Source organism: Achromobacter sp. ACM05, assembly GCF_019218915.1.
Taxonomy (GTDB): domain Bacteria; phylum Pseudomonadota; class Gammaproteobacteria; order Burkholderiales; family Burkholderiaceae_B; genus Achromobacter; species Achromobacter animicus.
The window spans coordinates 788,306-807,544 of the sequence record NZ_JAHUWQ010000001.1 but is presented as its reverse complement, the minus strand read 5'-3'; the positions used below and the strand labels follow the sequence as shown (position 1 = coordinate 807,544).

Sequence of the window (19,239 nt, the reverse complement as noted above, 5' to 3'; positions counted from 1 at the left end):
GAGTAAAAGCTCACATATTAAAATGCGGTCGAATCGACCTCATTATGTTTGAAAAAAAAGGGGCGCCAAAAGGCGCCCCTAAGCATTTGCCGGTCTCGCATTGCGTCAGCCCGCGCACCGGCCGGTGCGCGGACCCGCTTCATCAGACCGGCCCAGCGGCAACCTTTCTTGCGGCGCGCACACGGCGCAGGATCTGCGGCACGATCACCACTGCCGCCGCGCCCACCCACAGGGCGATCGACACGGGACTTGCGAACAACACGCCCACGTCGCCATCCGTCATCGACAGCGCACGGCGCAGGTTCTGTTCCATCATGTTGCCCAGCACGACACCCAGTACCAGCGGCGCCATCGGCACACCGAACTTGCGCAGGAAGTAGCCCAACGTGCCGATAGCCGCTACCAGCAGCAGATCGAAGGTGCCCGCGTTGATCGCGTAGACGCCGATGTAGCTGATGCACAGGATGCCCGGCACCATCAGCCAGCCCGGCACGGACAGCACTTTGGAGAAGAACCGCACCAGCGGCACGTTCATCACGAAGAGCAGCACGTTTGCGACGAACAACGATGCGATCAGGCCCCACACCAATTCGGGCTTGGTATCGAACAGGACCGGTCCCGGCGTGATGTTGTAGAGCGTCAGCGCACCCATCATCACGGCGGTGGTGCCGGAGCCGGGCACGCCCAGCGTCAGCATCGGAACGAACGAGCCGATCGCCGACGCGGTGGCAGCGGCTTCCGGCGCGACGAGTCCACGCATGTCGCCCTTGCCGAACTTGGCCTCGGGATCCTTGGCTTCGATGATGCGCTTTTCCTGCGAATACGCGACCGCCGCGGCCACACTGGCGCCTGCGCCGGGCAGCACCCCCACGCCGAAGCCTACGAACGCACTGCGCACCACGCTCCACCACGTATAAGCCATCTCCTTCAGGTTGAAGAGCTTGCGGCCGCTGGGCTTGACCTCGACGCTGTGGCCGGCCATCACCTTCTCAAGCATCTCCAGCATCTCGCTGACCGCGAACAACGCGATGACGACCACGACAAAATCGATGCCGTCGGCCAGATGCACGGACTCGAAGGTATAGCGGTAAACGCCCGAGTTCGAATCCACGCCCACCACCGAAATGGACAGGCCGATCATCGCCGCCAGCACGCCCTTGACCGGCTGCTTGCCGAGCAGGCTGGTCAGGCAGCAGAACGCAAAGATCATAAGCACGAAGTATTCGGCGGGGCCAAATGCGAGCGCCCATTTCGCCAGCAGCGGCGCGAGCAGGATGATGCCCACCACCGACACGATGGCGCCAAAGAATGCGGACCATGCAGACAAGGACAACGCCACGTTGGCCAGGCCCTGCCGCGCCAGCGGATAGCCGTCCAGCGTCGTCATGATGGCACTCGCTTCGCCCGGCACGTTCAGCAGGATCGCGGTGATGCGGCCGCCGTACTCCGCGCCCACATATACCGCGGCCAGCAGGATCAGCGCCGTTTCGGGCGGAAGATTCATGGCGAAGGCGATGGGGATCAACATCGCCACGCCATTGACGGGCCCCAGCCCCGGCAACACGCCCACCATGGTTCCGATGAAGGAGCCGATGGCAGCCACCAGCAGGTTCGTCAGCGAAAACGCGACGCCAAAGCCTATCGACAGATGATCGAGAATGCCGCTCATATCAGGTTCTCCAGCAGTCCGCCGGGCAGGACGACGTCCAGCACCTTGTCGAACAGCACGAAAAAGAAAATGCTCATGACGACGCCGCCGATCGCGCACTTGAGCCAACTGCCGCCGAACAGGCGGCCCACGAATATCGTCATGAGCGACGTGGCGACAATGAAGCCCAGCCACTGGAAGAGAAACGCATAGGCGGTCACGAACACCACCATCAGCGCGATGCGCCCGTTGGCGCCGGCAGGGTTGCGCTCGACAGCGTGGCCGCCTTTGTAGACGAGCCACAGCCCGCACAGGCCGATGATCAGCGCCAGCAGCAGCGGGAAGGCGCGTGGCCCGACGGGTTCGTAGGCGAAAGGCGCCTCGATGCTCCAGCCGGCGGCCGTCATGAAGACGGCCAGCGCCAGGGCGGCAATGCCCAGAATTCGATCGTTCATGGTCCAGGTTCCGTTCAAATCCGATCGCGCGGCGCAGCGGGACCTGCCGCCGGCCTGAAATGGCGGCAGGTGTGCCCTGGCGGGCGCGTTCGGGGGTCGGGCCTTGCGGCCGGCTTACTTTTTGATCAGGCCGAAGGTGTCGGCCAGTTCGCCGTACTGCTTGACCTGGTTTTTGACGTAGGCGTCCAGTTCGGGGCCGGTCTTGTTGAAGGGGAACAGGCCCTGCTGCTGGCGCAGCTTCTCGAACTCGGGTGCGGCCGTCGTCTTGTTGAACGCGTCCACCCAGAACTGGTAGTCGGCGTCAGACACCTTGGGACCCACGTAGAAGCCACGGATGATCGGCCAGACGATGTCGTAGCCCTGTTCCTTGGCGGTGGGCACGGAACCCAGCTTGCCCGGCAGGCGCTGGTCGTTGAAGACCGCCAGCACGCGAATCGGGGCGCCGCCTTCCAGCATCGTGAATGCTTCGGCCGCATCGCCCATGTAGGCCTGGATATGGCCGCCGCGCAGCGCCGTTACGGCCTCGCCGCCGCCTTCGAAGGCGACAAAGCGCATCTTCTTGAAGTCCACGCCGGCCGCCTTGGCCGTCAGCGCTGCCTTCATCCAGTCCTGGCTGCCCACGGTGCCACCCGCGCCCAGCACGATCTTGGTCGGATCCTGCTTGAAGGCGTCCATCAGGCTCTTCAGGTCGGTGTACGGCGAGTCGTTGCGCACCACGGCCACGCCGTAATCGGTGCCGATCGCGGCCAGCCAGCGCACGTCGTTGACGTTGTACTTGCCGAACTTGCCCTGCGCCAGGTTGAGCAGCGAGCCGCCGGAGAACGCAACGATGGTGCCCGGCTCATTCGGATGCTGGGCCACGATGTTGTTGTATGCCACCGCGCCAATGCCGCCCGGCATGTAGACGATGCGCATGGCGCTCTTGAGCGCCCCACTCTGCTTCAGGCCTTCGGTGGCCAGGCGGCACGTCAGGTCGAATCCGCCACCAGGCTGCGCCGGCGCAATGCACTCCGGGCGGCGGGGTTCATCGGCCGCATGGGCCGCGCCGAGGGACAGGGTGATGGCGCCAAGCGCCGCCATGGCTGCGATGCGCAGCTTCAGGGTCGTCTGCATTCTTGCGTCTCCAGGATTTATAGGTCTAGGTATCGCTGGCAGCGGCGCTACGGCGAATGATCGCGTCCAGCGGCTCCAGTGGACGCAACCGTACAAAACCGAAGCTTTCCATAAGCTTTCAATTTCGGCCGATTTCGTGACGCGGCGCAGCATCCGGTCAGGTTTGCAGGGTAAACACCAACGCCGCGCGCAGGCCCGGCTGCCCGACCCGGTTCTCGAGCACGAGCCGGGCGCCCAGGATTTCGGCGATGGTGCCCACGATCGCCAGGCCCAGGCCGGCCCCGGTGGTGTTCTTGCCTGCCGCGCCTCGCCGGAAGCGGACGCACGCCCGGGCGATGTCCTCGTCCGACATGCCCGGTCCGTCGTCTTCCACCAGTAGCCGGGCCTGGTCTGTGTCGGTCTCGATCCGGACGGTGACCACACCACCGGCGCACGCATAGCGGATGGCGTTGTCGACCAGGTTGCTGACCGCTTCCCGCAACAGCCACTCCGCTCCGCCGACGACAACCGGCCTGCAGTCCGCCTCCAGGCCGATGTCCAACTGCCGGCCTCGCGCATTGGGTAATTGGGTACGGATCACCCCGTCCGCGAGGTCCACCAGGTCCACCGATTCAGGTGCCAAACCGCCTTCGGCCAGAGAAGCGTCTTTAGCGCGCGCCAGCGCGAGCATCTGGTTGGTGGTGCGTACGGCCCTGTCCAACCCCTCCTGCATCGCCAGAAGGGCTGTACGGACCTCCTGGGGGTCTGTTTCGCGCAGGGCATAGGCGGTCTGGGTCCGCAAAACGGACAAGGGCGTGCGCAATTGGTGCGACGCGTCGTCCAGGAACTGCGCCTGCACCCTCCCCAAGGCCGCAAATCGGGCCATATGGAGGTTTACGGCCGCCACCAGGGGTAGGACCTCCCCCGGCATGTCGGACGCGCTGACGGGGCTTAAATCGTCCGCAGATCGGCCTTTGACTTCCTGACGGAGCCGCTCCAGGGGGCGCAGGGCCATGAAAACGCCCAGGATGATCACCAGGACGCTGATGAGGATCACGGCAAGGTCCCGCTCCACCGACCGCACCAAAACCTTGTGGAGGAACGCCTGACGGCTTTCCAGGCCCTCCGCGACCTGCACGATCACCCGGCCGCCCTGGTTCGCATACAGCGGCGGATCCATGGGCCGGGCCAATGCCGCCACCCGGACGGGCTGGCCCTGGTAGGTCGCGTAGAAAAACCGCGGCTCGCCCGATACGAGGGGCTGCTCCGGCAGGGGCAGCCCGGGATGGCCGATTTCGGCCAGCCCGTCTTCGGTTGCCACCCGGTAGAACACGCTGCCATTGGCCGTCAGCTCGAAAAATTCAAGCATCAGGTAGGGCTGCTCCATGGCTAATCCACCGCTGGCTGTGGATATGTTGTGGTCGATCGCGCGAAGCGCGCCGGCGAGAGACCGGTCGTAGGCATTGTCGACCTGGTTGCGCAGCTGGTGGTTGGACAGCCAGAGCGCACCCATCATCACGAAGACGAGGGTCGGAATCAGCCACCAGAGCAGCTGCGCTTTCAGCGTCCGAGCGCGTTTTTTCGCCGAAAAATCAACGCTGTTTTGCGGACTTCTAGTTGTCAACAAGGTTCTCCAGGCAGTAGCCCATGCCTCGCATGGTCACGATCTGCACACCGGTTTCCGCCAATTTTTTGCGCAATCGGTGAACCAGGACCTCGATGGCTTCCAGGTTGATGTCGGCATCGTCCGTGAGGATGCGGTCCAGGATCTGCTGCTTGTTGATGGGTTCGCCGCTTTTCTGGATCAGCACCCGAAGGACCGCATGTTCACGTGGGGATAACTGCAAAGGCTGTCCATTGACCGTGAATTTCTGCGCGGAAGTTTCAAAAACCAGGTTTCCCAGCGCGAGGCGCGGATGTTCGCGCCCGCGGCTGCGGCGAATCAGCGCAATCAATCGCGCTTCCAACTCTTCCACAACAAAGGGTTTCGGCAGGAAATCGTCCGCTCCCTCGTGAAGTGTTCCGATTCTCTCGGCCAGTGAATCGCGCGCGGTCAAGACCAGCACCGGCGTACGGTCGTCCCGCGCGCGAATCTTCGCCAGCAAAGTATGGCCATCCATGCCGGGAAGTCCGAGATCCAGGATGACCGCATCGAAATCTTCGACGGCCAGCCTTCTTTCGGCGACAAGTCCGTCATCAGCCCATTCCACGACAAAGCCGGCATGTCTGGCCAGGCTTCTGGACAGCCAGCGGGCAAGTTCAGCTTCATCTTCGATCAGGAGGATACGCATGGACGCAGTCCGGGGGGCGGTGGATGGGCGGAATGGGAAAGCATGTTTGGCTTTTCCTTTTTTTTTCTTTATATAAAGACTAATGATTAATAAGGGCTGTGGATAACTACCTTAACCTTGAAAACCTCTTTCTTTTCATTGCCTTGCGTCCGTTTTTGCTTGTGCAAGAACTCTGTGTGGGAAAAAAGCTGAAGTTGGACAAGATTTTGGACCGCGTCCGAAACCCCTGCTTGTTCAACTTGCCTCCACAACATGTGCACAAGCGCGCTACTTAGGAGTTATCCACAGGGCGTTTCTGGCAACTGGGTCCCGAGAAGCGCCCTTTTACCCCGGAAAACCGCCCTACGCCTACCCGGATTTTTGCCCTTGCAGCGCCCCAAAACGGGCCGCTACGCGGTGATCGGAATCGGGTATTCGAGGGGTGACCTGGGCGGTTTGTTGACGGTGCGCTGAACAAAAAGTGAGCAGGATCCGCCGTAGAATCCGGCCATGGATAGCGACTTGAAACTGCGCCGACCGGCCTGGGCCCGGCGGTTGAAACGCGGACTTTTGGCGGAAAATTTAGCCTTGACGTTGTGTGCGGCCGCGTTGATTGGCGCCCTGGGTGCGCTGGCAACGGTGGTGTTTCGCGAACTGCTTGGCTGGATGCAATTGTTGGTAGGGGGCGGCGAGGTTCCCCACGGCATGGTGTCGCTGGCGCGTGGGCTGGACCCCTGGCAGCGGTTTCTGATGCCGGCGGCCGGGGGCGCGATCGCCGGCCTGATCCTGCAGGCTGCCACCCGATGGCTGCCCCGGCGGGGGGCAGCCGACTATATGGAAGCCATCTCGATCGGCCGTGGCGTCATCGGCTTTCGCCAGACGGTCGCGCGCAGCCTGTCCTCGATTTTTTCAATCGGATCCGGCGCATCGATCGGCCGCGAGGGACCGATGGTGCAACTGGCGGCAATGTGTGCATCATTGACGGGCCGCTATCTGGTCTTGCCGCCCCGCCATCTCCGGCTGCTGGTGGCCTGCGGCGCGACGGCGGGCATCACCGCCGCATACAACGCGCCGATTGCCGGCGCGGTGTTCATTTCAGAGATTGTGTACGGCGTGATTTCAACAGCGACGCTGGTGCCGCTGGCCGTCGCCTCCGTGGTCGCCAACATCGTGACGCGGCAGGTGCTGCACTATGACGCGGTCTTCCAGATGCCGCATTTCGAGTTCGTGTCGGGGTGGGAAGTGATCAACTACCTGGGACTTGGCCTGATTGCAGGTCTGGCCGCGCCCCAATTCCTGCGATTCCTGGATTTGTCCCGCGCGGCGTTTCGCCAGTTGCCGTTTCCGATCTGGGCGAGGATGGCGGTAGGCGGGCTGGTTGTCGGCGCGCTGTCCGTGATCGATCCCGCGGTGTGGGGCAACGGTTACAGCGTGGTGAACAGCATGTTGCATACGGATTGGGCGTGGCAGGCGGTAGCCGCACTGCTGTTGCTCAAGACATTGGCTACGGCGGCCAGTGTCGGGTCCGGCGCTCTAGGTGGAGTCTTCACGCCGACCTTGTTCGTGGGGGCGGCGCTGGGCGCCTTGTACGGGACTGCACTGCAGGGCCTGTTTCCGGTCGGCAGTTTGTCGGCGGTATCCAGTTATGCCGTCGTGGGAATGGGCGCGCTGCTGGCGGCCACCACGCATGCGCCGCTGATGTCGATCTTGATGATCTTCGAGATGACGCTGAGCTATGAAGTCATGTTGCCGTTGATGCTGGCGTGCATGACCGGCTACGTCATTGCGCAGCGCATCCGGCCGGAGTCCGTCTATGCGAAATCGCTGGCGAAAAACAGGATCGCCGCGCATTTGATGGCCAGAAAAGGCAGGCCGATAAATTACGAGTAAACGCTCATATTTTCGAATTGGCTCTTTGGATATTTGAGAGTTTTGCAAGAGCCCATTAATCAAGGGGCTTTTGCATGAAGACGCGCTTCAGTCCAATCTCCGTGGCGCGATGCGTTTCCACATAGCCGCGCCGCGTGTAGATGGCGATGTTCTCGGTCATCACTTCCTGGGTGTAAAGCCGAATGCGTGAAAAGCCGGCGCGGCGCGCGGTGTCTTCGGCCCACTGTAGCAGCGTCCGGCCGTGGCCCTTGCCTTGCGCGGTTGGCGATACGGCGATGTTGTCCAGCAGCATGCAACTGTCGTCGGGTTCTGGAATCAGCACGATGAGGCCTTCGATGCCGACTTGCGATTCCAGGACGTGAACCACGCCTTGCGCGACGCGTGCCGGATAGTCGTCCAGCATGGGACCGGGCGTGGCGCCGTTGCGTGCGATGTAAGGGGTGTACGCATCGCGGACGATGCGCTCGATGCGGGCGACATCAGCAGGCTTTGCGACGCGGATATGAAAAGGGGTGGCATTCGTATTCATGACGACGCGCCTCTGGTTATCTTCCCGACGCAAAAGCGGTAGATGCAATCTGACCGGTCGAATCTAGCACGGAGTCCATGTCCGGCGCCGTACGAGATTCAAGATCCATCTCCGCGGGCCATTGGACTCTGGGAGCCAGGCGCAAAGCGATGTTGTAGGGAGCGACGTCATTGGCATCACGAGGTTCGACACGATCTGGGTCGAGGCCATTAATGCCGTTTTGCATGTAGGCACACACGTATGCCCAGAAATTGGAGGTGTTCGCAGCGTCGGTGTTCAATTGGAAGCGTGCCACGACGTTGCTCGTGCCCGGGTCCACCACCGCGATGGAGACGCCTTCTTTGATGATGAGCCCGCCGCCAGGCGTCGCGCCACGGACTTTCCATTTCTCCGCGCGCAGATTTTCCCAGTCATAGCTGGCGGTGGTCACGTATGCGCGCTCGAAGGGATTCCACCATACAGAATGGAAGTCATAGATGTATACCTTGCGGCGTAGTCGATTGAATCGAAGCGGAAGACCGCGGGGCGGGGAGACGTCGGCCCGATAGATAACCCATACTGCCCAGCCACAGATGGCAATTGACATCGCAAAAAGCAGAAGAATGCCGACTTCAAGCACGCCCACTTCCGCCGATGTCAGCGCGTGGATAGTATTTGCGACTAGGCCTGAATGCTCGAGGAAGGACCAAGGGATAAGCAGTGAAAGAACGAAGGGAACACCGCGAATACTCGACGTATTCCGAGCAAATTCAACATACGTCTCATCCATATGAGCCGGCGCCTGCCAGAGCAGCATGGGAGCCTCATCTGGAGGATCATTGGGGCCTGGCAGATCGCGTTGCCAGCCGCCGCAGGGCGGGCTCAGTTGAGGTCTTGCCATCAGAGTTCCTTTGTGATTTCGATGGCGGAGAAGCTTGAGTTCACCAACGATTGCATCGGGGCTGTGGAGCCGCAGTAGGCCGGCTGGCGATCGGTCCCTTCTAGGAAGCAAATCCAGTCTTTGGGCCTCGACTGCGTTTATGGCGCCGTTCTTGATTCAAGGTCCATATCTGCGGGCCACTCGACTCTAGGGGCCAAGCGCAAGGCGATGTTGTACGGAGCGATGTCGTTGGCGTCACGCGGTTCGGCACGATCGGGGTCGAGGCCTTCGATGCCGTTCTGCATGTAGGCGCACACGTAGGCCCAAAAATTGGAGGTGTTCGCGGCGTCAGTATTCAAGTGGAAGCGTGTCACGACTGTGTTGGTACCCGGTTCCACCACCGCGATGGAGACGCCTTCCTTGATGATGAGTCCTCCGCCCGGAATCGCGCCGCGAACTTTCCACTTTTCCGCGCGCAGATCGTCCCAGTCATAACTTGCCTTGGTTACGTGCCCGCGATCGAATGGATTCCACCAGACTGAATGGAAGTCATAGACGTAAACCTTGCGGCGTAGACGATTGAAACGAAGCGGGAGATCCCGGGGCGGGGACACCTCGGAACGGTAGATAACATGAGCAGCCCAAGCGTTCAGGGAGAGTGTGCTCACGTGCAGTAGGAAAACGCTTGCAACTTCAAGCGTGACATCCTCAGATGCCGCGCTTATCGCATAAATATCCCATCCAGCGAATACCAAGAGCAGGAGGAACATCAATCCGAGCAGCAGTGAAAGGAAAAAGCAAACACCGCGCAAACTCGACGTGTTCCGAGCGAACTCGACATACGTTTCATCCATGTGCGTTGGCGCCTGCCAGAGCAGCACGGGGGGCTCAATGAGTGGGTCATTGGGGCCGGGCAGATCACATTGCCATCCGGCGCAGGGGGGAGTTAGCTGTGGTCTCGCCATCAAAGTTTCTCCGTGATCTCGATGGCGGCGAAGCCGGTGTCGTCGTTTTTATCCGGCCAGAATGCGACGGCAAATGTTGCCGATTTGATCTTGTTGATGGGATCCAACCAGTATCGGCCGCTAAGAATTGGCCGGCCGGATGTTGGTTTCGTCTCGCTGACCAGCGTGTAATCCGGATGGTTCAGGGCAGAAGTTTGCATGGCATGGGCGGTATCGTTGACTTGCCCACATGCCATGACGTGAGAAGACAGAGTAGGCTTACGTATGTCGTCGTCGTGTGCGAGGCCAAAGCGCTCGGTGGTGAGGGTGAAGCGGTAGCGGGATCGTTCGGCATCGAAACCAGGTAATGTCACGCTGTAACCAAGCGCTTCTGTCGTCACGACTGCGCCGCGGTTCTTGAGTACTTCGATGTCTTCGGTGTAGAGCTCATCTATCGAGCTCGCTCGATCTTCATTGTAGAAGCGGAGGTCGACCTCCATGCCGAGCACTGCGGCGTTAAGCGCAGCAATGGCGACGTCCATATCGTCCGGATTGCGCCAGCGCTCATTCGCTTCTGTTCGGCCGAAGTAGCAACGCCGAGCCCACTTTTCCATCGCGTCCGATTCGAGGTTTTTCGCAATTTTCGTCACTACGAAGGCAATGAGTACGATAGCAATGCCGGCACCCAATCCCCCGAATAACGAGAGTGATCGCACTGCTCCCCAAAACACCACAAATCCTCCAGTAATTGATAACCCACCGGCAAATATGTGGTAACGGCGGGCATCTACATCTCCAGCCTTCGATAGGCGTATGGCCGCATTGAAACTCGCACCGGCATCCGCGATCCCCGCCAAAGCCGATATCGCTCCACCAACCATCACCATCCTCGAACCCAGCCCCACGACGCGAGTGAGCACAGGAGTTTTCTCCGCGCCCCAACGCAGCACGAAATCCTTGGCAGCGTCCGCCGGTATCTTGATCGCCAAGCCCGCCGCCTCAACACTCGCTCCTAGGAAGCCGAGCGAAACGCTGTAAAACGCCGCGACGGCCTCGGGATGCTGTGCTCCCACCTTCGCATCCAGGTCGGCAATCGCGCTTTTCAAACTGTCCCGTAGAAAGTACAGGCCGATAAAAGACAAGCCGCCATCCACGCTACCGACGGCCAGGCTCTTCAAGCTTGCAAAGGTGCTGCCGGCGACACGACGAGCTCCCGCTGCGCCCACCTTCATTTCATTCAGCACCGCGGCGGCAGCGGGCTCCAGATTCTTCAGGCCGGCGTTGACTTGACGTAAGACATGTTGGGCTTCCCTTTTGACCTCCTGTCCAAGTGCGCCGGCCGCCTGCTTGATGTCCTGCGCGCCCTCCTTGGCTTCTTTACTGAAATCCAGGATGCGCTTCTTGACCTCTTCGGCAGTTCCATGCGCCCATAGCGTGACGTTGATGAGCACATTGCGGACGTCGGCATTGGGGATGGTGATCAGACTGCCCAGCAGCATGGCGCGTGCGCGCTTGCCAGTTGCCTTCTGGGCCGAGTTGGCATGCTCGCGGATCTCGTTCGACAGCAGCTCGAAGCACTCTCCCACCGTGAGCTGGATCGTGACCTGGGTGAACTTGGCCTTACCGTACAGCCAGGCGGCGCCGGACTGAAGGTTGTCCAACGCCGCCTTGGCGCCGATGCTCAGGGTATTTTCGAGGCGGTTGCTCGCATCGTGTATGGCCGCCAACAGTTGATCTGCAGCTTCAACAACAAGCGCGCTGCGCCAATCGCTACCCTCCTTGCTGGTGGCGACCATTTTTATCGCGTCAAAGTACTTTTTGCCTGCCTCGGAGGGCATTGCGTCCGTGAACTGCGGTTCGAAGGCTTGCTGCAAGTCGGTGTGTTGCCCGTTGAGTGCGGTATAGGCCGGGCTACCACCGTCGGACAGAAGGTCTTCCCAAGCCTGACTGCTGGGACCCAACACTTCTGGAGTGGGCTTCTCGCCAGCTTCTCTCTCGTCCGCCGCTTTGGTTTGCTGGGGCGGGGCATCCGTGATGCCGCCCGCGAGACAAGCCGCGGCGGTGCTCAGGCGGCATTGCTGCGAACGCGCGTCGGAGTCCGCATAGTCCAGGGCCATGATCCGGCGCCAGTTAGCGCCCGTCACCAGGTCGGCCCAGTCGGTTGCATAGGCGTCGATCTGCTTCTGAAAACTCTCGTCTTCCTTGTCGTACGCATCCTGAAAGGTTTTCCGTCCCGCTGGGCCAGTTTCCCAGTAACGCTCTTCTAGCCGGGCCATGCGACGCGCGGTCTCGCGATTGACCACGCCAGCACGTTGTTGTGCTGGGTCGTGGAATACGGGCGGGACGCCGGATTCGCTGGACGTCCAGTAGTCGCTGGGTGGCGGGGGCGGCGGATGTGCAGCCTCTATATGCTGGGCGATGTAAGCCTTGATGCCTAGCAGGCACTGCGAAGTAAGGTAGGCATACCGTCTTGTCGGTTCTTCACGCCACCGCTGACGCATCGTGTTGACGGAGAGCCGCAGGCTGTTGAGCTCAGCAGCCATTCCCACCGGGTCGGGCAGGACGAGGCCGGCCACTCCCTTTGGAAGCCCATGCTGCTTTTCGAGCATGCGCAGTTGCGCCTGCATGGCTTCCAAGCGCGCATGACGGGGGTACCAATCATGAACGCTACCGAAATCGTGGGTGCCGATCGCATACTCGGCGACATGCTGGTGGAGATCATCGCCGTTCTCAATGGCAAGCGCCTGGTTGCCACCTGTCGGATCTTGCTTGAGCGTCAAGAGATTGACCACCCTGAACCGCTCACGATAATCAGCCGGCAGTGCCTTTCCATCAGCGTGTTTGCCGGTGCGATAAGCATCGAGCGTCGCCTTCGGCCAAGGATCCTGGGAAAACGCGATCCAGGCTTGCTTATGCGTTGCGGTGTCGATATTGATGAACGCCGCGCGCAGATCGTGTCCCGCCTCCACGCATAAGGTGGCTAGCGGCTCCGGCTTCGCCCGCGGCATGGAGAATGGATTGAACTGGCGCAGGTAGCCCTCCGGGGTGACCTGATAGGCATGCCAGATTTCTCGGTCCAGCAGAACATAGACATAACCCTGCCGCAGGATGCGCAACGCAGTCTGGATTGACCTGTGGTGCAGTTCGCCATGATGTTTGAGCCCGTCGGTAAGAGGCATGACTGCAAGCCGAAGCGGGAGGATCGGTATGCCCGTTCGTTCACAGGCGCTGCAATTACCGGTGGGATTGGGCGCCGCCTGACGGCGCGCCTGAGTCAGAGTCTTGCTGGTGCTCATGAATAGTTCGCCGCTGGAGATAACGATGCAACGATGCGCTTCCACGCATCGTCGTCGTAGGTTTCAAAACGCGCTTGCAACGTGGACCGGCCTGCGGCTGCGGCCGCGATATCGGCTTGAACTATTGGATGCAGTGGCAGGCCGGGATGAATGAACGCGCGATGTGTGCACAGGTCGAAGATGTCTGCGCTCAGGCGCAGTCCAAGGTGATGGGCGTTGCGGATCATGCGGAAGGCATGCACTGCGGCTTGTGGCGGGAGAATCGTGGCACCCCGCCAGCGCATGGGGGCATACGTCGTTGGAAGCTTTAGCGCCAGGCGCCACACATCCAGGAAGTCGCCAACGAGAGGCGCTAGTTGTTGAGCCTGTCGAGCTAGCACGAGTTCTTCCGTGCCGGCCCCGGTGGGAGCACCGCGAAGCAAGGTGTAGGTGCCCCAACTTGTCGGGCAGATCCAACGCTTTATTGGCCATACGAGCCCGGAAATGTCACGCCCGATTGATGCCGCCAGCAGTTCGAGTCGCAATGGTTCGAACCAGGGTATCGCGCGCATCCCGCCCACCGGCGTGGGGACATGCAGGCAGCGCGCCGTGATGTGCTCGGCGAGCGCAGCAAGGGGTTGATCACTGGTCAACCATCCGCAGACATAGCGCTTCTTCTGACTGGCGTCCTCACGCGCAGCACGTTCAGCGGCTGCGAGCACAGAAGTGTTCGCGATGTCGCCTGGCGCAGCCAGCTGTACAAGCGCCGGACATGCGTCAGGCGTATGCGCCAGGTCTGGCCGCATTACGGGCGCGATCGACTGAGCGCCCAACGCTTGGGTCAGCGATTGGATACTCAGGGAATCTGTTGGTGCGCACGGCGCTAGCAGGTCCAGCAAGAGGTAAAGATGGTCGTTGGATGCGCGCTCTGTTCGGGCGAATTCTTGTACGGCGCTCCGCTTCATCTGGCACGCTCCAGACAATCAGATAGTGCACCTTCTAGCACCGCGCTACCCAATGCAAGCTTGTTGCCGCCGCCGCCACCTTGCTTCTGGAGGGGGCCTTTGACCTGGATGGAGATAGCGTCAAGGGTTATGCCGGCGCCATCTATTCGAATGGTTCCACCACGCCCTTTTATGACCAGCTCATCTCCGGCATACAGGGCATATTCCTTAGTCCGATGGCGGATACCCTGGCCGGCCTGCAGCTCGGCGTGGCCCTCGACGGTGTGTTCCTGATGCCCGCCAATACTCACCCAATGGTTCGCCGCGGTCTTGTCGCGGCGGTTATTGCCCACTTCCTCGGTACGGTCCTTGGTGGTGTAGGTCGTGTGATTGCGCCCTACGGTCAAAAAGTCATCCCGCCCGATATCCTGCCGCCGGTCCTGGCCGATGTTGACCTGTTCGTCGTTGCCCACCGTCTCTTTGCGGTCGTGGCCGATCATGATGGTCTCGTCGTTCTCGACCTGTTCGCTGCGGTCGTGACCCACAAACGTCGACTCGTCGTTGTTGACGTGGACGTTCTGGTCCTTCTGCGCGTGGACGTAGATTTCTTCCTGATCCTTCTCATCCTCAAATCGCAGTTCGTTGTACCCCTCGCCTTTGTGGGTCTTGCTCTTGATCGTCATCCGCGTCTTGTGGCGCGGTAGCTCGTAAGGCGGCAATTGCAGGCGGTTGTAGACGCGGCCGGTGATCACGGGCTGGTCGGGGTCGCCGTCGAAGTAAGAGACCATGACCTCCTGTCCGATGCGCGGGATGGCCATGTGGCCCCAAGTGGCGCCGGCGATGTTCTGCGAGACGCGAATCCAGCACGAGCTGTACTCGTCCTCCTTACCGAGCCGGTCCCAGGAGAACTGGACCTTCACCCGGCCGTATTCGTCGGTATAGATCTCTTCATTGGGCGGGCCGACCACCACAGCGTTCTGCGGACCGTCGATGCGCGGCCTGGGTAGCGGTTCCGCGCGCCATTCGGCGTCGTCAGGAACCAGCTCCGCCTCGTAGCTGTAGTGCGTTCCCAGCTGGGCTTGTGCACTTTCCTCGGCCTGACTCGTGTGTTGGATGCCACGGTGGACGATGCGCACCGGGCGCCAGCCGCGGTTCAGGTCTTCGCGCGGATGCCCAGCAAGGGTGAACGAAATGCCCGGCTGCAGCCGCGGGTCATCGCCTTCAACAAAAGCGACGCGCGAATCGCGGCGATGGCCGCGCAGGCGGTTCTCCGCGAACGGTCTGCCGGCTTCGTCGAATTTTGCGCGGGCGGGGTAGTCATAGCGTTCGTAGCGGCGGCCCTGATGGTCCAGATCTCGTCCGTCGCGGCTGTGCTGGTGGGTGTAGCGCGGATGGTGAAAGGTGTAGTCGCGCTGGGTCTGGCGCGCGGTGCGCACGTTCTCGGTGTAGGAGAATCGCCGCAGCGCTGGCTGCGGCTGGTCGCCGCCCGGTGTGGGGTTGTACTGCACCGGCTCGTCGCCGACTCGGCCGTGAATGAACAGGCGGTCACTGTGGATAAGTTGATGGCCTTCGGCACTATGTCGGTAGGAATAGAAGAAGCCCTCCTCGCGCATGATGCGTTCGACAAAGTCGTAGTCAGTGTCGCCCGCTTGCACGCAGTATTCGCGCGTCTGGTGTTCGGTGGTGCTGCGCTGCTCGTAATCCTGGTTGAGGCCATGCGCCTTGAGCACCGCCTCAGCGATCTGCGGGACGCTTTGCGACTGGAAGATGCGCCAGTCGGAACTTAGCTTCAGACGCGCCAGGCGCGGTTCGACGATGGCGGAATAGCGCGTGCGGCGAAAGCCCGTGTCGCCCTGAACGAACGACGAGACTGCGCCGTGCACGTAGCGCACGGGCGTGACGCCGTGCCAGATCGTAAGCAACGCGGCGCGGTCCAGGACTACGCCGAAATCGATGGCGGGGTTGCCGCTGGTTAGGTCCACCTCCAGCAGAAAGGTCTCGGACAACCCTTCTTGCAGCGTAAATTTGATGACCTCAAACGATTCGTCGCCGACAGCGAACGTGAAACGCAGATCGGATTGGGTAGGCATGGCGAGCTTCCGGTTGCGACAGACCGCACGGGTCGTCCTTGGTGCCAAAGGGCACCACCGGTTTTAAAAGCCGCCGATATTTCGTGTAAATCAGAGGAGTCTTATTAATAAAGAAAACTGATCTGTTCACGCATGTTGAAGCAGTTCCGCAATGCTGCATTGCGGGCTGAAGTGCCCCCTCACTTCCCGATGCAGAAACTCGAAAAAATCTCCCCCAGCAGATCATCGCTGGTGAACTTGCCAGTGATGCTCGACAAGCTGTCATGCGCCAACCGCAGTTCCTCGGCAAACAAGTCCAACACCCGGTCATCCTGGCTGGCATGCGCGGCAGCCAGTTCCAGATGCTCCGCCGCCTCCTGCAACGCATGCAAATGACGTTCGCGCGCCAACCAAGGCGATTCCGCACCCGGATTCCAGCCCGCAATTTGCAGCAGCTCCGCGCGAAGCGCATCCAGGCCGGCGCCGCGTTTGGCCGAGATGCCCAGTTCGCCGGGGCCGGCGACGAAAGGCTCGGGCAACAGATCCACCTTGTTGAACACCTTCAGCACCGGCGTGCGCGGCGGTAGCCGCGCGGTGATCTGCGCGTCCAGCTCGTCGCTTGGCTGGGTGGCATCCTGCAAATGAAGGATGACGTCGGCGCGCTCGATTTCCTGCCAGGTGCGGGCGATTCCGATGCTTTCCACCGTGTCTTCGGTTTCGCGCAGGCCAGCCGTGTCGACAATGTGCAGCGGCACGCCATCAATATGGATTTCCTGCACCACTTTGTCGCGCGTGGTGCCGGCGATGGGCGTGACGATGGCGATGTCGTCGCCGGCCAGCGCGTTGAGCAGGCTGGACTTGCCTACGTTGGGCTGGCCGGCCAGCACCACATGCAGGCCTTCGCGCAGGATGACGCCCTGCCGCGCCTGGGCAATCAATGCGGAAAGATCGCCCGCCAGCGCGTCCAACGTCGGACGGGCTTGATACTTTTCCAGGAAGTCGATTTCTTCTTCGGGGAAATCCAGGGTCGCCTCGACCAACATGCGCAGATGAATGATGCGATCGGACAGGTCGTTCACACGCGCCGAGAATTCGCCTGACAGCGACGCCATGGCGCCGCGCGCGGCCGCCACGGACGAGGCTTCGATCAGGTCGGCAACCGCCTCGGCCTGCGCCAGATCCATGCGGTCGTTCAGGAACGCACGGCGCGTGAATTCGCCGGGTTCGGCCAAACGCACGCCCAGATCTCGGCCGGCGACCAGACAGCTATCCAGCACACGTCGCAGCACGGCCGGGCCGCCGTGGCCCTGCAGTTCCAGCACGTCTTCGCCGGTGTAGGAATGAGGTCCACGAAAGTAGATGGCAATGCCTTCATCCAGCAGTTCGCCGTCCACCGTCTTGAAGGGAAGATAGTGCGCATGGCGGGGAGTGAGATCGCGCTGGAACAGGCGCCGCACCAATCCGGACAGGTCCGCACCAGAAATGCGCACGACGCCAATGCCGCCTCTTCCGGGGGCGGTGGCGATGGCGGCGATGGGGGCGTAGGCGGACATATCAGGGGCAGAAGGCAGGGCTAAACAATAGGGGAATATAACTGTTGCGCGGCGCGTTGTTTGCTGGTTACTGTGGCCCCGAGGTTCAAAACCCGAAACAACTCTGGGAGATCACGATGGCATCTCGGTTTTCGCGTGTCTTGGCCTGCGGCGCTGCCGCGGTGGTGATGGCCTGTGGCACATACAGTTCGGCCATGGCTCGCGACCTGGTGATCGGGTTGAAGACCGAGCCCTCGTCGATGGATCCGCAATACCACGCGTTGACCCCGAACACGCAGATCTCCCAAACCATTTTCGATACGCTCGTTGCCACGGACGCGCAACTCAAGCCGCAGCCTTCGCTGGCGGAATCGTGGACCGTGGATGGCAAGGTCTGGACTTTCAAGCTGCGGCCGAACGTGAAATTCTCGGATGGCACGCCGTTTACCGCCGAGGACGTCGTCTTTACGTATGACCGCGTCCCGAAGGTGCCGAACAGCCCGTCGCCGTTCACGCTGTATCTGGGGTCCGTCGCCAAGACCGAGGCGGTGGATCCGATGACCATCCGCATCACCACCAAGGAAGTCGCGCCGAACCTGCTGGTCAATCTGGCGCAGTTGCCCATCCTGTCGAAAAAGGCCGCGTCGGGCCCGGCTGCGGAAGGCAAGACGACGACCGAATTGAACAGCGGCGATGGCCTGATCGGAACCGGACCCTACAAGTTCGTGTCCTGGAAGCGCGGCGCGGAATTCGTGCTGGCGCGCAACGACAACTACTGGGGCAAGAAACCCGAATGGGATCGCGTGGTCTACCGCCCGATCAGCAACGCGGCCGCGCGCGTGGCCGCGCTGTTGGCCGGCGACGTCGACATGATCGAAGATCCTCCCACCGACGACCTGCCCAAGCTCAAGTCCGACAAGAAGCTCTTTGTCGAGGAAACGCCGTCGGTGCGCGTGGTGTACGTGGCGCTGGACCAGTACGCGGAGCCGTCGCCCGGCGTGCAAGGCACCGACAAGAATCCGATGAAGGACAAGCGCGTGCGCGAAGCCTTGTCGCTGGCGATCAACCGCGATGCGCTGGTCGAACGCGTGATGGGCGGTGTCGCCCTGCCCGCGGGCAACCTGCTGCCGTATCCGATGTTTGGCGCCAGCAAGGAACACTCGAAGGCGCCCAAGGCCGATGTGGAAAAGGCCAAGGCGCTGCTCAAGGAAGCGGGCTATCCGAACGGCTTTTCGATCACGCTGGGTTCGCCGTCCGGCCGGTATGTCAACGATTCGAAGGTGGCGCAGGCCATTGCATCGATGTGGACGCGCATTGGCGTGAAGACCAGCGTGGACGCGATGGCGCCCCCGGTGTTCTTCAAGAACCGTGACAGCTATTCGTTCTCGGCGTACCTCGCGGGATGGTCGGTGACGAGCGGTGAAATGTCCAACGCGCTGACGTCGCTGCTGATGACGCGCAATCCGGAAGCCGGCCAGGGCACGACGAACCGCAGCCGCTATTCCAATCCCAAGATGGACGAGCTGGTGAAGCAGGCCTCGTCCACGATGGACGACGCCAAGCGGGCGGAACTGCTGTCGACGGCCAGCAATATCGCGATGGATGACTTCGCCATGCTGCCCGTGCATTTCGAACTGTCGGTCTGGGCCATGAAGAACGACATCCGCTACCAGGGCCGTCCGGACCAGGTCACGCTGGCGCAGAACGCAACGCTGAAGAAGTAAGCGCGCCG

General features: G+C 61.4%; 14 protein-coding genes. 2 read left to right on the top strand and 12 right to left on the bottom strand.

All coding sequences use genetic code 11. The annotated features are described in order from the left end of the window. Positions 1-142: 142 nt before the first annotated feature. The 5 genes from KW836_RS03625 to KW836_RS03605 form a co-directional block, all read right to left on the bottom strand. Positions 143-1,669: a tripartite tricarboxylate transporter permease gene (locus KW836_RS03625; protein WP_218342488.1), complete on the bottom strand. Its 1,527-nt coding sequence runs from the start codon at positions 1,667-1,669 to the stop codon at positions 143-145. Next, complete coding sequence (locus tag KW836_RS03620; protein WP_175124811.1) at positions 1,666-2,103, bottom strand: tripartite tricarboxylate transporter TctB family protein; 438 nt, start codon at positions 2,101-2,103, stop codon at positions 1,666-1,668. Before KW836_RS03620 ends, KW836_RS03625 begins: the two co-directional genes overlap by 4 nt. Positions 2,104-2,217: 114 nt before the next feature. Further along, complete coding sequence (locus KW836_RS03615) at positions 2,218-3,183, bottom strand: tripartite tricarboxylate transporter substrate binding protein (RefSeq protein ID WP_239215877.1); 966 nt, start codon at positions 3,181-3,183, stop codon at positions 2,218-2,220. 190 nt (positions 3,184-3,373) lie between these two features. Beyond that, positions 3,374-4,711: a sensor histidine kinase gene (locus KW836_RS03610; RefSeq protein WP_255595265.1), complete on the bottom strand. Its 1,338-nt coding sequence runs from the start codon at positions 4,709-4,711 to the stop codon at positions 3,374-3,376. A 97-nt stretch (positions 4,712-4,808) separates the two neighbouring features. Then, positions 4,809-5,486, bottom strand: coding sequence for a response regulator (locus tag KW836_RS03605; protein WP_056566075.1), 678 nt, complete (start codon positions 5,484-5,486; stop codon positions 4,809-4,811). Between the two features lie 489 nt (positions 5,487-5,975). Here KW836_RS03605 and KW836_RS03600 point away from each other — a divergent pair, with 489 nt between their 5' ends. Continuing rightward, positions 5,976-7,355, top strand: coding sequence for a ClcB-like voltage-gated chloride channel protein (locus KW836_RS03600; RefSeq protein ID WP_218342487.1), 1,380 nt, complete (start codon positions 5,976-5,978; stop codon positions 7,353-7,355). Positions 7,356-7,410: 55 nt separating this feature from the next. On the opposite strand, the gene KW836_RS03595 is transcribed toward KW836_RS03600, so the two are convergent. The 7 genes from KW836_RS03595 to mnmE all read right to left on the bottom strand — a co-directional run bounded on the left by KW836_RS03595 (position 7,411) and on the right by mnmE (position 17,528). Then, complete coding sequence (locus KW836_RS03595; protein WP_218342486.1) at positions 7,411-7,884, bottom strand: GNAT family N-acetyltransferase; 474 nt, start codon at positions 7,882-7,884, stop codon at positions 7,411-7,413. A 16-nt stretch (positions 7,885-7,900) separates the two neighbouring features. Further along, positions 7,901-8,680 carry a DUF6708 domain-containing protein gene (locus tag KW836_RS03590; protein ID WP_218342485.1) on the bottom strand — a complete coding sequence of 260 codons (780 nt, stop codon included), beginning with the start codon at positions 8,678-8,680 and terminating at the stop codon, positions 7,901-7,903. A gap of 221 nt (positions 8,681-8,901) precedes the next feature. Further along, on the bottom strand, positions 8,902-9,624 hold the full coding sequence (locus tag KW836_RS03585) for a DUF6708 domain-containing protein (protein ID WP_255595094.1): 723 nt from the start codon (positions 9,622-9,624) through the stop codon (positions 8,902-8,904). An 83-nt stretch (positions 9,625-9,707) separates the two neighbouring features. Then, positions 9,708-12,983: a T6SS effector BTH_I2691 family protein gene (locus KW836_RS03580; RefSeq protein WP_218342484.1), complete on the bottom strand. Its 3,276-nt coding sequence runs from the start codon at positions 12,981-12,983 to the stop codon at positions 9,708-9,710. Next, on the bottom strand, positions 12,980-13,927 hold the full coding sequence (locus tag KW836_RS03575; RefSeq protein ID WP_218342483.1) for a hypothetical protein: 948 nt from the start codon (positions 13,925-13,927) through the stop codon (positions 12,980-12,982). The genes KW836_RS03580 and KW836_RS03575 overlap by 4 nt, the downstream gene beginning before the upstream one ends. Then, the gene (locus tag KW836_RS03570) at positions 13,924-15,996 is read right to left on the bottom strand and encodes a type VI secretion system Vgr family protein (RefSeq protein ID WP_218342482.1); all 2,073 of its coding nucleotides are present in this window, start codon (positions 15,994-15,996) and stop codon (positions 13,924-13,926) included. The genes KW836_RS03575 and KW836_RS03570 overlap by 4 nt, the downstream gene beginning before the upstream one ends. Before the next feature lie 179 nt (positions 15,997-16,175). Continuing rightward, positions 16,176-17,528, bottom strand: a complete 1,353-nt coding sequence (gene mnmE, locus KW836_RS03565) for a tRNA uridine-5-carboxymethylaminomethyl(34) synthesis GTPase MnmE (protein WP_218342481.1) — start codon at positions 17,526-17,528, stop codon at positions 16,176-16,178. A 116-nt stretch (positions 17,529-17,644) separates the two neighbouring features. Here mnmE and KW836_RS03560 point away from each other — a divergent pair, with 116 nt between their 5' ends. Further along, a complete protein-coding gene (locus KW836_RS03560; RefSeq protein WP_218342480.1) occupies positions 17,645-19,231 on the top strand; it encodes an ABC transporter substrate-binding protein in 1,587 nt (528 codons plus the stop codon). The last annotated feature ends 8 nt before the right edge of the window (positions 19,232-19,239 follow it).